General features: G+C 68.4%; 10 protein-coding genes. 3 read left to right on the forward strand and 7 right to left on the reverse strand.

Features of this window, described 5'->3' with window-relative positions; genetic code table 11:
- Positions 1–462: 462 nt before the first annotated feature.
- The 3 genes from LV75_RS33630 to LV75_RS35740 all read right to left on the reverse strand — a co-directional run bounded on the left by LV75_RS33630 (position 463) and on the right by LV75_RS35740 (position 4824).
- Complete coding sequence (locus LV75_RS33630; RefSeq protein ID WP_253891579.1) at positions 463–1266, reverse strand: alpha/beta fold hydrolase; 804 nt, start codon at positions 1264–1266, stop codon at positions 463–465.
- Positions 1263–2114, reverse strand: coding sequence for an alpha/beta hydrolase (locus LV75_RS33635; protein WP_253891580.1), 852 nt, complete (start codon positions 2112–2114; stop codon positions 1263–1265). Before LV75_RS33635 ends, LV75_RS33630 begins: the two co-directional genes overlap by 4 nt.
- Before the next feature lie 70 nt (positions 2115–2184).
- Positions 2185–4824 carry an AAA family ATPase gene (locus LV75_RS35740; protein WP_253891581.1) on the reverse strand — a complete coding sequence of 880 codons (2640 nt, stop codon included), beginning with the start codon at positions 4822–4824 and terminating at the stop codon, positions 2185–2187.
- Positions 4825–4942: 118 nt separating this feature from the next.
- On the opposite strand from LV75_RS35740, the gene LV75_RS33645 reads away from it, so the two are divergent.
- The gene (locus tag LV75_RS33645) at positions 4943–5692 is read left to right on the forward strand and encodes an alpha/beta fold hydrolase (RefSeq protein ID WP_253891582.1); all 750 of its coding nucleotides are present in this window, start codon (positions 4943–4945) and stop codon (positions 5690–5692) included.
- Here LV75_RS33645 and LV75_RS33650 read toward each other — a convergent pair.
- A complete protein-coding gene (locus LV75_RS33650) occupies positions 5689–6657 on the reverse strand; it encodes a pirin family protein (RefSeq protein WP_253891583.1) in 969 nt (322 codons plus the stop codon). The genes LV75_RS33645 and LV75_RS33650 overlap by 4 nt on opposite strands.
- Before the next feature lie 164 nt (positions 6658–6821).
- On the opposite strand from LV75_RS33650, the gene recQ reads away from it, so the two are divergent.
- Positions 6822–8624 (forward strand): DNA helicase RecQ, encoded by a 1803-nt coding sequence (recQ, locus tag LV75_RS33655; protein WP_372504297.1) that lies wholly within the window; start codon positions 6822–6824, stop codon positions 8622–8624.
- A 116-nt stretch (positions 8625–8740) separates the two neighbouring features.
- A complete protein-coding gene (locus tag LV75_RS33660) occupies positions 8741–10342 on the forward strand; it encodes a methyl-accepting chemotaxis protein (protein ID WP_253891585.1) in 1602 nt (533 codons plus the stop codon).
- 211 nt (positions 10343–10553) lie between these two features.
- Here LV75_RS33660 and LV75_RS33665 read toward each other — a convergent pair whose 3' ends face one another.
- From LV75_RS33665 to LV75_RS33675, 3 genes are all read right to left on the reverse strand, one after another.
- The gene (locus LV75_RS33665; RefSeq protein ID WP_253891586.1) at positions 10554–11474 is read right to left on the reverse strand and encodes a mechanosensitive ion channel family protein; all 921 of its coding nucleotides are present in this window, start codon (positions 11472–11474) and stop codon (positions 10554–10556) included.
- A gap of 1232 nt (positions 11475–12706) precedes the next feature.
- The gene (locus LV75_RS33670) at positions 12707–14299 is read right to left on the reverse strand and encodes a phytoene desaturase family protein (protein ID WP_253891587.1); all 1593 of its coding nucleotides are present in this window, start codon (positions 14297–14299) and stop codon (positions 12707–12709) included.
- 72 nt (positions 14300–14371) lie between these two features.
- A complete protein-coding gene (locus LV75_RS33675) occupies positions 14372–14692 on the reverse strand; it encodes a DUF6221 family protein (RefSeq protein ID WP_253891588.1) in 321 nt (106 codons plus the stop codon).
- Positions 14693–14856 lie beyond the last annotated feature (164 nt).

Genomic DNA, 14856 nt, shown 5'->3' on the forward strand with positions numbered 1-14856 from the left:
CTGCGGCATCGCGACCCGGTTCGGACGCCTCGTTGCCTGGCGGCAACCTCGGGCCCGATCCGCGATTTCGAGCTTTGCTCGATGGGGTGGACCTGTTTTGTGCGGGGCCCCTACGACACCCGTGGCAGGACCGCAAAGCAGGGGCCGAAAAGACTGGCCCTGCCGCGTGGAAACGCTACGGGTGTCGTCCCCCCACACAAAACAGGTCCACCCCATCGAGCAGTTGGCACCAGCGAGTCCGACTGTCCAGGTGCTGGGTTGGCAGGGCAGCCGAGAGCGGGCTGGTTTGGTACCGCCGGGTCCGACTGTCCACGGGCTGAGCAGGTGGGCTGGGGCGGACCTGACGGCAGGCGGGATGGCACCGCCGGGTCCGAGTGTCCAGGGGCTGGCCGGGCGGACCTGACGGAAGTGGAGATGGCACCGCAGGTTCATACAGTCGGGTGGCTGGCTAGGTGGGCGTCCCTACGACTTCAGGAAGGCGAGTAGGTCGGCGTTGAACTCTTGTTCGTGGGCGCCGTATAGGCCGTGGGGGGCGCCTGGGTAGACCTTCAGTGTGGCGTTGGGGATCAGTGCGGCGGTGCGGTGGGCGGAGACGGTGATGGGGACGATTTGGTCGTCGTCGCCGTGGGCTATGAGGGTGGGGATGGTGATGGTCTTGAGGTCTTCGGTGAAGTCGGTTTCGGAGAACTGCTTTACGCACTCGTATGCCTGGTGCAAACCGGCCTGCAGGCTCCACAGCCAGAACGCGCGTCGGACGCCCTCGGACTCAACAGCACCTGGGCGGTTGAAGCCGTAGAAGGGCGCGCTCAAGTCCCAATAGAACTGTGATCGGTCGTTCTCCACCCCAGCCCGAATCCCGTCGAACACCTCTATAGGCACCCCGGGCACCATCTGCGGCGGGACCGCGCCGAGCAAGAGCACCTTGGCGACCCGGTCGGTGCCGTGGCGGCCCAGGTAGCGGGCTACCTCGCCGCCGCCGGTGGAGTGGCCTACTAGGACTGCGTCGCGGAGGTCGAGGGACTCGATCAATTGGGCGAGGTCGTCCGCGTAGGTGTTCATGTCGTTGCCGTGCCAGGTTTGGGTGGAGCGGCCGTGGCCTCGGCGGTCGTGGGCGATGGCGCGGTATCCGTTGTTGGCGACCAGGCGGGTCTGCCTGTCCCAGGCGTCGGCGTTGAGGGGCCAGCCGTGGCTGAAGACGACTGGTTGGCCGCTGCCGAGGTCCTTGTAGAACAGGTCGGTGCCATCGGTGGTGGTGAAGACGCTCATGACTCGGCTCCCGGGGTGAACCGGCGGACGAACTCGAGCGCGGTGTCGGCGACCTCGCGCCAGCCGCTGTCGATGATCAGCGAGTGGCCGCGGTTGGGGATCTCGACGATCTCGGTGATGCCGGAGTTGTGGCGCTGGCGCTTGTACTCGGCGTTGGCCATCGCCCAGGGCACCGTGTTGTCCTTCTCGCCGGAGATGATCAGCAGCGGCCCGCGGTCCGGGTTCTCGTTGTCGACCTTGGCCTCGGTCCACGGGTTGAGGTTCGCCGTGGCCGCCTGGAACAGCGGCGCGCCGGGCGCGGGCACCGCGTAGGTCTCGAACAGGTGCTTCGCCTCGTCCTCGGCGACGGCGTTGGCGAAGGCGAAGCGGAACTGGTCGAAGGTCAGCGGGACCGCGCGGTGCCGGTTGGCCGGGTTGCTCAGCACCGGCGCGGACGCCCGCAGCGCCGAGATCGGCAGCGGCAGCACACCGCGGAACGGGGCCGGGTCGATGGCCACCGAGGTGACCGACAGGCCGCGGCCCGCCAGGATCTGGGTGATCAGGCCGCCGAAGGAGTGGCCGATGATCACGGGCTTGCGCTCCAGCCGCTCGACGAGCGCGCCCACGTGGTCGGCGATCTGACCGACCGTCTTGTTGGCGAACACCTCCGGGTTGGCGTTGGCCTCGGCGACGGTCTCCGGGTCGTCGGGCCACGACGCGGTCACCGCGGCGTACCCGGCTGCCTCGAACACCTCCGCCCACCGGTCCCAACTGCTGGGCAGCAGCCACAGGCCGTGGACGAAGACGACGGGGGTGCGGCCGGTGGCGTTGGCCCGCTCGACCTGCTCGGTGTCGTGTGCGTTGGTCATGGCCAAAGCCTGGCCAAGAGTGAGGGGTCCTCGCATCAGTCACACGACTCTATCGCCCTCATCGTGTGACCTACAGCCGCGCCAACGCGTCGCGTAAGGCGGAGCGCGACGTGATTCCCAGTTTGGGGAATACACGGTAGAGGTGTGCGCTGACGGTGCGCGGCGAGAGGAACAGGCGTTCGCCGATCTCCTTGTTACTTAAGCCCGAAGCCGCGAGTTTGGCCACTTCCAGTTGCTGCGCTGTTAGCGCTGCCGTATCGGGTTCAGTGTTGACGGCCAAGCCAGTGGCCCGTAGTTCCTGCTCAGCCCTCCGTTGCCAGGTAGTGGCACCGACACGGCGGAACAAGTCCACGGCACGACGTAGCTCGGGCCGGGCTTCGCCGGGACGGTGTCTACGGCGGTGGAGCTCACCGAGCGCCAGTCGAACGCGGGCATGGTCGAAGGGCCACTGTTCCACGAGCGGTAGGGCTAACGCGGCGCGGAACAGGCCGACGGCGTTGTCGTCATCCGGCGTGCTCAATGCCTTGGCGGCAAACACATGTAGGCGGACGCGAGGTGACCGCTCGGCGAGCCCTGCGCACTCGGCAGCCTCAACACAAGCCAATGCCTCCTGAACCCGACGGGTCCGGATCGCAGACTCCACTAGGTCGAGGAGGAGCCAAGGGGAGTAGTCACCGTTCTTAGCGATCCCGGCCAAGGTGACGTAAGCGGTCTCATAGTCGCCATCAGCTAAGGAGGCAGCGGCACTGTTGCGAGCGGAGAGGGCTAGATGCAGAGCACTGCCGCGTGGTTCTGCCCAGCGTTCGACGGTGTGGCTGTATTCACGAGCAGTGTCGACGTCGCCTCTACTAGCTGCCAGCCAGCCCAGCGTGCACCGCAAGTCGTTCGCGATCAGCTCCAGGTCATGCCGCACGCACAGATCAAGGCCAGCCTCAGCTGCGGTCTCGGCGGCTTCCCACGAACCGGCGAGGAAGTGGTCATGCGCGGCGAGCCAGTACCCGGCTGCGGCATGCGTAACGGCGCCGGTACCGCTTTCCCGGTCGATCAGCTCCCGCACCCGTGCGCGGTGCTCATGTAAGCAGTCCAGCCAGGCCGCGAGCATGCACAGTTCGACCACTCGCCCCGGTGAAACAGAGGCAGGCAGGAGGTCGAACGCCTCACGCAGCCGCCTATAGGCGTTGTCAACAGTGCCGGAGAGCACGCCATAGACAAGCCTGGTGTGCTCAGACGCGTTGGTAAGGCCAGCCTTCAGCCTTACCCAATCGTCAGGCTCTTGGGCATAGGTGGCTACAACCATCCACACGTGTAAGACGCGGTCGGTTAGCGGAGTGTGCTCTAGCAGGCGCCGTGCGGCGGAGAGGTCACCGTCGCGCAGCAGGACGATCCTGGCGCGCGTGACCAGGCCGTGTGCGGGATCGTCGAGCCGGTCGCGGGCCTCGTCGAGCAGTTTCTGCGCCAAGTGCAGCTGCCCGGACTCACCCGCCAGCTCGGCGCCCCGGTGCAGCCTGCGCGCCGCGTCAGCCGGGTCCGGGCTCAACGCGGCCGCCCGGCGCAGGGCGGGGACGGCCAGGCCGCTGCCGCCGCGCAGGCTCGCCGCGAGCGCGGTTCGCTCGATCTCGGCGGCGACATCCTCGTCAGCCTCGACGGCGGCCTCGGCCAGGTGCCAAACGCGCCGCTGCGGGGTGTCCCGGTACAGCTCGGCGAGCTCGGCGTTGGCCGCGCGCAGCTCGTCCGGCGCCGCCGAGTCGATGATCGCCGAGCGCACCAGCGGGTGGCGGAACCGCAGGCCGGAAGGGGTGGAGTCGCGGGTGACCAGGCCGAGTCGCTCCAGCTCGGCCAACAGCGGCGGGGACAGCGAGGTCGGGTGCGCGCGGTTCTCCAGCCGGTCGCCGTCGAGCGCGGTGAGCAGCAACGTCCGCCGCACGTCGGTGTCCAACTCGCGCACCCGACCGGCGTAGGTCGCCTCCAGCTTCGTCCTGGTCGACGCCCCGGCCGGAAGCAGCTCAAGCCCGGTAGCGGCATCTGTGCCGAGGACGGTCGGCAGCTCTACCAGAGCTAGCGGGTTCCCGGCCGCGTAGCGAAGGACACGATCCCGGGCACGCTCAGGTAGGCCGGGGTGCAGTTGCGCGAGAAACGCGGCAGCGGCGGCATCGTCCAGGGGGTCGACCTCGTGCATGTGGATGCCCGGCGTAACCCGCTCGCTACTCAGCAGTGGTCTTCGCGCGAAGATGGCTCTTAAGTCATAAGGGCCTAGTCGCAGCAGCAGGAACATCATGACTTCACGGGTCGGCCGGTCCACCCAGTGGGCATCCTCTACCGCGACCAAGACAGGGCCATCCTTCGCGACCTCTGCCAACACCGCTAGAGACGCCACCGAGACGGCTAGCCGATCCGGCACGGGACCTGCTTCAAAGCCAAGAACCCGGCGCAGCACTTCACGGTGATACGGCTCTACGCGGTCGAAATACGACAGAACCGGCGCGAACAGTTGGTGCAACCCGGCGAAAGCGAGCTGGGCCTCGCTCTCGTACCCCGACCCGCCCAGCACCCGCATCCCGCGTTCGACCGCGTACTCGATCCCGGCCCTGAGCAGTACCGTCTTGCCGACCCCTGGGTCGCCGTGGAGCACCAGGTTCGGCTCCACGGCCGGATCGCGGTCGATGGTGCGCCGCAGCGCCGCCAACTCCGCCGCACGGCCGATCACGGTCACGCGCCCACTCTGCCCTACGTACGGGCTACTGAACGATATTCACGTAAGTGCGGTCATCTGACCGATTCCCAGCCGTCCCCGGAGTTCCACGCTGTGGACCGGGGTGAAGGGGTGTGCTGTGCCGCAGTTGCGCGTCGGACCGGACGTCGACCTGTACTACGAGGATGTCGGAGCGGGACCGCCGGTGGTCCTGGTGCCGGGCTGGCCGCTGACCCTGGACTCCTGGGAGTGCCAGGTCGGCGCGTTCGCCGAGGCGGGCCACCGGGTGGTCGGCTACGACCGGCGCGGGTTCGGCCGCTCGACCCGCGCCTGGACCGGCTACGACGCGGCGACCCTGGTCGCGGACCTCGCGGGGCTGATCGAGCACCTGGACCTGCGGTCGGCCGTGCTGGTCGGATTCTCCTCCGGCGCGGTCGAGGCCACCGGTTACCTCGCCACGCGTGGAACGGACCGGGTGCGCGGGCTGGTGCTGGGCGGCCCGCTAGCGGGCGCGGTCGAACTGGGCCGAGACCTCCAGGCAGCGGGTAGATGGCACCGGGTCGCCATGCTCGACGACGTCCTAACGCGGTTCTTCAGCGTCAACGGCGAGATCGTCCTGGATGAGGCAACACGAAGCCACCTCCTCCACTCGGCGGCAGGCTCATCAGCGCGCGGCACCCTCGCCGCGATCGACGCATGGGCGGATCCGACCGTCGACTTGGCGGTTCCTGATGTGCCCGCTCTTGTCGTAGTCGGCGACAGCGACGCGGTAGCGCCAACGCGCCAGATCAGCGCGCCCACGGTCACCATCCCCAGCGGCCCCCACGCCGCGCACGTGACACACCCTCAGCAATGGAACGAGGCCGTGCTGGCTTTCCTTGCCAGCTAAGGGTTACGCCGGGGCTTGATGGTGACAGGAGGCAAGGGCGGCGCAGGTAACCTCGCCGGGCTCCCGGTATAGCCCTCTACGCGGCCGAACTGCTCCGACTCGCTCTGCCACGCGTCCCGATAGGCGACGATCTCCTCGTGGGAGCGGGCCACGAAGTTCCACCACATCAGAATCGGCTCACCGAACGGCGGCCCACCCAGCAGCAAGACTCGGGAAGGCTCATCACCGAGGTTGGTCAGTTCCAACTGCGTCCGCCCCACCCCGAGGTAGCCGAGGTCGGCGAGCCCAAGCGGGGATCCCCCCACACAGATGCGCCCGGTATCAAGCAGAACACCGTGCTCAAAGGTCGGATCAACCTCTAGCGTCACCCTGGAATGCGGCTCCACCACTAGTTCCGCGCCAAGCAACGGCGTGAACGTGACTACGGGAGATTTGCTACCCGCTAGCGCCCCAAGGAACACCCGCGCGACCGCACCCTCTAGCTCTACCGGCTCCGGCGCGTAGTGCTCGAACGCACGCGGGGCGTGCCGGTGCTCGTCCGGTAGCGCTACCCACAGCTGCACGCCGTGCAGGATCTCGGTGGCCGCCGTGGAGACCTCCGAGTGGCAGATCCCCGCGCCGCCGGTCATCAAGTTGACCTCGCCGGGTCGGACCAACCCATGCGTGCCGAGGCTGTCGCGGTGCTCTATCTCCCCGGAGAACAACCAGCTCACCGTCTGCAACCCGGTGTGCGGGTGCGGCGCGACGTCCATCCCACCGGCTTCGGCGACCCGGTCCGGGCCGTAGTGGTCGACGAAGCACCACGCGCCGATCAGGGACCGGTGTCGCTGCGGCAGGGTGCGCCGGACCCGCATCGCGCGCGGACCGCCCAGCGGGACCTCCCGCGCGGTCAGCACCTCGACCCCGGGACCGGCCGGATCCGGCCTGCACGACAGCGTCGCGGGCGCCGCCTCGGTGTTGCTCATCGGCTCCGGCTCCAGGTCGACGTCATGGCGCCAGGGTAGTTGTGCACAGGCCGCCCGCACCGAGCCGCGGCGAAATCCGTCGAGCCCGTACTATCGCAGCCGTGTCCGGTGCCCCGCTCGAAACCAGCCCCGAGCCCGTCCCGAGTTCGGCCACGCGCGACGCGGTGACCGAGGTGCTGCGCCGGGTGTTCGGCTACGACTCCTTCCGCGGCGAGCAGGAGGACATCATCACCCACGTCGCCGACGGCGGCGACGCGCTGGTGCTGATGCCGACCGGCGGCGGCAAGTCGCTGTGCTACCAGATCCCGGCGCTGGTGCGGCCCGGTGTCGGTGTGGTCGTCTCGCCGCTGATCGCGCTCATGCAGGACCAGGTGGACGCGCTGCGCAACCTGGGCGTGCGGGCCGGGTTCCTCAACTCGACCCAGGACTCGAACAGCCGCCGCGAGGTGGAGACGGCCTTCCTCGACGGCGAGCTCGACCTGCTGTACCTGGCCCCGGAGCGGTTGCGGCTGGACTCCACGGTCCACCTGCTGGACCGGGGCAAGGTCGCCCTGTTCGCCATCGACGAGGCGCACTGCGTGTCCCAGTGGGGCCACGACTTCCGGCCGGACTACCTGGGCCTGTCCGAACTGCACGAGCGGTGGCCGGACGTGCCGCGCATCGCGCTGACCGCGACCGCCACCAAGGCGACGCACACCGAGATCGCGCAGCGGCTGAACCTGGGCGGGGCCAAGCACTTCGTCGCCAGCTTCGACCGGCCCAACATCCAGTACCGGATCGTGCCCAAGGCCAGCCCCACCAAGCAGCTGCTCGACCTGATCCGCACCGAGCACGCGGGCGAGACCGGGATCGTCTACTGCCTCTCGCGCGCGACGGTGGAGAAGACCGCGCAGTTCCTGTGCGACAACGGGATCGCCGCCGTGCCCTACCACGCGGGGCTGGACGCGCGCACCCGGACGACCAACCAGTCGCGGTTCCTGCGCGAGGACGGGCTGATCGTCGTGGCCACCATCGCTTTCGGCATGGGCATCGACAAGCCCGACGTGCGCTTCGTGGCCCACCTCGACCTACCCAAGTCCGTCGAGGGCTACTACCAGGAGACCGGCCGCGCGGGCCGCGATGGCCAGCCGTCCACCGCCTGGCTCGCCTACGGCCTCACCGACGTGATCTCGCAACGCAAGCTGATCGAGAACTCCGAGGGCGACACCGCGCACCGCCGCAAGCTCAACCTGCACCTCGACGCGATGCTCGCGCTGTGCGAGACGGTCGAGTGCAGGCGGGTGCAGCTGCTCAACTACTTCGGCCAGACCGGCGAGGCGTGCGGCAACTGCGACACCTGCATCACCCCGCCGGAGTCGTGGGACGGCACCGTCGCCGCGCAGAAGCTGCTGTCCACGGTGTACCGGCTGGACAAGGAGCGCAACCAGCACTTCGGCGCCGGTCAGGTGGTCGACATCCTGCTCGGCAAGCAAACCGAGAAGGTCACCCAGCACCGGCATGACCAACTGTCGGTGTACGGCAAGGGAACCGAGCTGAAGGAAGGCGCCTGGCGCGGGGTCGTCCGGCAGTTGCTGGCGCAGGGCCTGCTGGACGTTGGCGGCGAGTACGGCACCCTGTCGCTGACCGGTGGCAGCGACGAGGTCCTGTTCAAGGGCCGCAAGGTGATGATGCGGCGCGAACCAGAGAAGGTTGCCCGCGCCTCTTACTCCCGCCCGTCGAAGGCGCCCGCGGTGGAGATGTCGCCCGAGGCGGCGCCGGTGTTCGAGGCACTGCGCGCGTGGCGAGGGGCTTCGGCGAAGGAACAAGGTGTCCCTGCCTACGTCATCTTCCACGACGCGACACTGCGCCAGATCGCGGCTATAAGGCCGCGACAGTTGTCCGACCTGGAAGGCATTACCGGTATCGGCGAGACCAAGCTCGAAAGGTATGGGCAGCAGATCCTCGACACCTTGGCAGACCTGCCCTAGGCAGGGCTACCGCCGCAACCGAACCGCACCCCGACCGCTACCGCCAACACCGCCACTCAGGTCTGCCTGGCCCCGGCCGATAACTCGCCAGGAAGCAACCAACGAAGGGTCGGCTGATGGCGGCAGGGCGGCGTGGCGGTGTGCTGGGACGGTTCGACAATCTCCCAGTCGCCGCGAAGATCTTCAGTGCGGTGGCGGTGGTCATGGTGGCCTTCGTGACCGTCGTAGGCATCAGCCTGAACGGGTCGGGGCAACTCACCGACGGTGCGCGCGCGGTGTACGACCGCGGTGTGCACGCCACGCAGACCCTGGCCAAGGTGCGGGCGGACATCCTCACCGACCGCAACTTCATGCTCAACTACTACATGTCCGACGCCGAGTGGCGGCCGAAGAACAAGGAGTCGATGCAGGCGCTCGACGCGCAGATCGCGGCCTCCTTCAAGACCTACGCGGGCGAGACCGCCGACCCCGCGACCCTCACCGCCCTCCAGAACACCTGGAAGTCCTACCTCAGTGTCCGCGACCAGGAGATCCTGCCCGCCGCCGACACCAACAACCTGGACGCGTTCTGGGACGGGTACAACAAGGCCGACGAGCTGACCACCACCCTGGACAAGCAGTTCGACGCCCTCACCACCTCGCAGGCCAACGCCGCCGCCAACGCCGCAGCCGAGGTCGCCGACACCGGTAGCCGCACCAACGCGCTCATCCTCGGTGGCGCGGGCATCGGCCTGCTGCTTGGCCTGCTGCTGGCCTGGCGGGTCGCCGCCGCCGTCACCGGCCCGCTGCGCCGGGTCACCTCCGTGCTCGAGGCCGTCGCCGACGGTGACCTCACCCGCCGGGCCGACGTGTCCAGCACCGACGAGGTCGGCCAGATGGCGTCCGCCCTCAACCGGGCGACCGACAGCATGCTCGACACCGTGCGCACCATCAACACCAACGCCGCCGCGCTGACCGGTTCCTCGCGCGACATGGCCACCGCGAGCGACATCCTCGCCCACGGTGCCGCGCAGACCGCCGAGCGCGCCGGCGCGGTCCGCCAGGCCGCCCAGGACGTCTCGCTGCACGTGCAGACCCTGGCCACCGCCTCGGAGGAGATGGGTGCCTCCATCCGCGAGATCGCCTCCAACGCCTCCGACGCGGCCCGGGTCGCCTCGGACGCGGTCGCCTCGGCGCAGGAGACCACCGAGATCGTCGGCAAGCTGGGCGAGTCGTCCACCGAGATCGGCAACATCGTCAAGGTGATCACCTCGATCGCCGAGCAGACCAACCTGCTGGCGCTCAACGCCACCATCGAGGCTGCTCGGGCCGGTGACGCGGGCAAGGGCTTCGCCGTCGTCGCCAGCGAGGTCAAGGACCTGGCGCAGGAGACCGCCCGCGCCACCGAGAACATCGCGACCCGCGTGCAGACCATCCAGGGCGAGACGTCCTCGGCGGTCGGCGCGATCGAGCGGATCTCGCAGATCATCCACCGCATCAGCGACTACCAGAACACCATCGCCTCGGCGGTGGAGGAGCAGACCGCGACCACCAGCGAGATGAGCCGCAGCGTCTCCGAGGCCGCCGCGGGTGCCGACGCCATCGCCCAGACCGTCACCGACGTGGCGGACGCGGCGTCGTCGACCAGCGACACCGTTGGTGCTTCCCGCGAGACCGCTGACTCCCTCGCCACCATGGCGGGCGAGCTCAACAGCGCGGTGACCCGCTTCCGCGTCTAGAACTGATCTAACTCGATGGCCGGTGTCCTAGGACACCGGCCATCGGCGTTTGTGCCACTCGCTGTGGGCGGGGTGTTCGGTGACACGTGCAGGCTCGCGCTCGGTGAGGCTGCCGACTTAGGCATCCACCCTGGAGGCGGTCGGTGATTTCTACCCGTTGGTGTTGGGAATGTAAGAGGGCGCCATCCGTGGATGGCGCCCTCTTGGCCTATCAGCGACTCGGTGGTGCTTGTCCGTACGGCGGGATCTGTCCGTAAGGGTGGTACCCCTGCGGCGGTGGCATAGGCATCGGCATCTGCCCGGTATTGCCCGTCATCGGCCCCGCGTAAGGGCCGCCGGGCGGGGGCATCGGCGGGAACTGGCGCGGGTCCATGTTCTCCCAAGCCTGGGACGGTGCCCCGGCGTGCGCCGGTTCCCTGGTCACCGGGTGGGCCTCCATGTGCTCGCGCATCTTCGGGATCTCGTGCTCGGCCTTGTCCAGCCAGCCCTCCCAGCGCCGCTGCATGGGCCGGATCAACCCACCACCGACCCCGACGACCGCGATCCCGCCCGCGGTCGCCAACACGGTGATCAGCACCGGCATGGTGACCGTAGTCGCCACCCCGATCTGGTTCAACGCGGCGATGATCCCCAACCCCACGATGAAGATCGACGCCGCGTTGGCCAGGGTCCGCCCGTAGGACAGCCCGCCGAGCACCGCGGTGATGAAGTCCCGCACCCCCCGCGCGATCGCCGCCGCGACCACCACGATCAGCACCGCCACCGCCGCCCTCGGCAACCAGGCGACGACATCGCTCAGCAGCGCCGAGACCGGGTTGGTACCCCACACCGCGAAAGCGATCTGCAAGGTCACCAGCAAGATCGCGTAGTAGACCAACTTGGCGATGATGTCGGACGCCTCGAACCGGGACCGGGCCAACACCTGGCGGATCCCCCCGCGCTCAACGACCCGCTCGAACCCCACCCGCCCCAACACCCGAGCCACAGCCTTGGCGACAACCCGCGCGACCACGTAGCCCACCGCGAGGATGAGCACGAACCCGACCAACCTCGGCACAAAGGTGATCACCATCCGCCAAGCATCGGAAAACCCCGCCCCAACATCGACGGCGGCCACATCGGACACGGCCATCCGCTACTCCTCGCACTCGTTCGGTAACCCAAGTCCCTCGATAATGACCCGCCCACCCCGCCAACGCTCGCTGACCCCACACGACCGAGTGACACCATCAGCTCAGCGTGAGTTCGTCCACTTCGACCGGTCCCCCTGGCGGGCTGCTCGAAGTGCTGCCCCCTTTACTCCGACCACTGAACACGCGAAACCTGAGCCCGCGATCCCAGCCCCTCGCCCCCGACCGCCAACTCAGCCATCGCTCGCAGAACCCTTTCTGCATCACCCCGCCGATGCGACCAGCCCCAGCTCCCCAGCCAGTGGACACTCCCAGCCCAGCTTCCGTCAGGACGGGAAGCCGCTGGTGCCAGCCCGGCTGCCGTCAGGCTCGCCCCAGCTCGCAGTGCCAGCCCCTGGACACTCGGACCCCGCGGTGCCAACCCGCCCCCCCGTCAGGCGCCCCAACCCACAGTGCCAGCCCCTGGACACTCGGACCCCGCGGTGCCAACCCGCCCCCCGTCAGGTCCGCCTCAGCCCACTTTCCCAGCGCCTGGACAGTCGGAGTCGCTGGTGCCAGGTGCTCGATGGGGTGGACCTGTTTTGTGTGGGGGGACGGCAGCCGTAGCGTTTCCGCGCGGCAGGGCCAGTCTTTTGGGCCCCTGCTTTGCGGTTCTGCGTCGGGTGTCGTAGGGGCCCCGCGCAAAACAGGTCCACCGCATCGAGCAGAGCTCGAAAAGTCGCGGATCGGGCCCGATGTTGCCGCCAGGCAACGAGGCGTCCGATCCCCGGGTCGCCGAGCTCGCCGCCAGGCGACGAGGCCGACCCCATCCCTTGCCCCGCACCCCCAGCAACGGCCTACGCCAAGATCAACCTGATCGAAAGCCCCCAAATACACAGCCTACCGAAACGCACCGACACACCGGGAGCAGTAACCAACGCCCTGTGGACAGCAGAAGGCGTTGTGGAAAAACAACTAGCGCAGAGCGCGCCCGACAAGATCATCCGTCGCAAGAGCCCCCGATATACAGCCTACCGAGAGGTGCCGACAGAACGGGAGAGGCGAGAAGCAGGCTGTGGACAGTCAGACCTGTTGTGGACAAACAACCGCAGACCACACCGCCCGCAAGATCAACTATCCGAGAAGCCCCCAATGCGCAGCCTACCGGGCAGCACCGACACAACGGGAGCGGCGAACAACGCCCTGTGGACAACAGAAGACGTTGTGGATAGTCAAACCCGAGCGCACCGCGAAGTTACCGGTGCAGCATCCGGTGTGCTCCCCGCATGGCCGTCCTATAAACGCCCCCGTACCAACCCCAACTTCCCAACGCCGCTCGAGCTGCATTGGCCCCCGCCGCCCCGTGTACACCACCCCCCGGGTGCGCCGATGCCCCGGCCAAGAACAGCCTCTCCACCACCGTGTCTGCTCGTCCCAGTCCCGGCGTGGGGCGAAACACCAGTTGTTGGTGTATCCCGGCGGTTCCCGAATTGATCGCCCCGTCCACCAAGCTGGAGTTTCCCCTCTCCAAGTCGGTAGGCCCGGACACGTGCCTTCCCAGGATCAAGTCCTGGAACCCGGGCGCGTGCTTAGCGACAATCCTCTCTACCCCCTCCGCCCACGTGCGCAGCCGTTCGCGCGTCCAGTCGCCACCGCGCGGGACGTGGCTATAGAGCCATGCGGATTCGGTTCCGGTGGGGGAGCGGCTGGGGTCGGTGGTGGTCATCTGGCCCAACAGCAGGAACGGGTGCTCTGGCACCCGCCCGCGGGCAAGATCCGCGTCCACCTGTACGAGTCCGTCCGAGTCGACTCCCAAGTGGATGGTTCCGGCGGCGGCGGCCTCGGGGGCGCGCCACGGGATGGGGCCGGACAGTGCCCAGTCGATCTTGATGGTGGCGTCGTCCCAGTGGAACTTGGTGATGTCGGAGCGGAGGCTGGAGGGGAGGTGGTGTGGCTCTAGGAGGTCTCGGTAGAGCGTGGGGGCGGGGACATCTGCGAGTACGGCTTTGTGGGCGCGTATGTGGTCCCCGCCCGCGACCACCCCCATGGCCTTGCCGTTCGCCACTAGTACGCGGGTCACCCGTCGCGAGCACTCCACTCGGCCGCCGAGGGATTCCAGGCGGCGGGTGAGGGCCGCGGTGAGGGAGCCCGCTCCGCCTTCGGGGGCCGGGAAGCCCACGTCCTGGCCGAGCATCGCCAGGAGCCACCCGAACACGGCGCTTCCGGCCTGGGTGGGGCCGAGGTCGGTGTGCATCGCGTTGCCCGCGAGCAAGATCCGTGCGCCTTCGCCCGCGAAGCGCTCCTCGCCGTACCTGCGCACGGGCATCATTGCGACTCGGGCTGCCCGTAGTGCGTCGCCTACGCCGAGTGTCGTCAAGAGGCCCAGCCCGGCTCGCACTGGAGGGAACGGGCCGAGCAGCGCTCGCAACACGTCGTCGCGAACGTCTCGGTACCGGGAGTACTCGGCTCGCCACGCAGCAGCGTCGCCCGCGGCGAAGGAGCCCACTGACTCCGCTGTTTGTTCCACGTCCCGTGATAGGAGTACCGCGCGGTCGTCTGGCAGCACATGCGCAAGCACTCCCGGTGCGTGCCGCCACCGCAGCCCGAATCGGCCTAGGTCCAGCCTCTGTATTGCGGGTGAGGCGGCTGCTAGAGGGTGGAAAGCGCTATAGAGGTCGTGTTTGAAGCCCGGCACGGTCAACTCGGCAGTTCGCACTGCCCCGCCTGGTTCTGCAGCGGCCTCTAGCACTACCACTGACCAGCCTGCGTCAGCCAAGATGTTCGCTGCTACCAAGCCGTTCGGACCGCTGCCGATCACGACCGCGTCGGTCATCGCGCCGACCTCCATGCGACATAGACCCTTAGGGCACCGCGTAGTGCGAGCGTCCAGGGTGGAGGATCACGGCGCACCGGCTCCAAACTACGCCGGTGGGCTAGCCCGCCACTCTTCTTGCCAACCGTGGTGAGCGTCATAAGCGGTGGCCAAGAGGCGCAGTGTGTCCGAGTTGGCCACAACGATCTCCGCGCGCAGTAGCGGTGCTTTCTCGACGAACGGCACCGGCTCGCCCCCGTCCACCGGCCCCGCCGCCAGCAGCAGGCCACGGCCGTCGTCGGTACGCAGTACCCGCAGCCTGCCCAGCCGCTCGGCCTCGTCGAGCTGGGGGATCCGACCCGCGGCTGCTCGGTGCTCGTCCTCGGTGAGGCGTTCGAGGAGGAAGGCTCGCAGACCGTCGAGGTTCATGCGCGCTGACTACCCGCCACCGGGATCGGCCACACGTCGGGGTTAGGCTGCTCACGTATCCGAGTCGAGGTTGAGCACACAGCCCGCTCGTGGCTTCGGCGAGCCCGGACGACCAGCTTGATCGACCGTGACCGGCGCGGCCCGAACGTGAACACCGCTCCACC

Source organism: Actinokineospora diospyrosa (assembly GCF_024171925.1).
GTDB lineage: Bacteria > Actinomycetota > Actinomycetes > Mycobacteriales > Pseudonocardiaceae > Actinokineospora > Actinokineospora diospyrosa.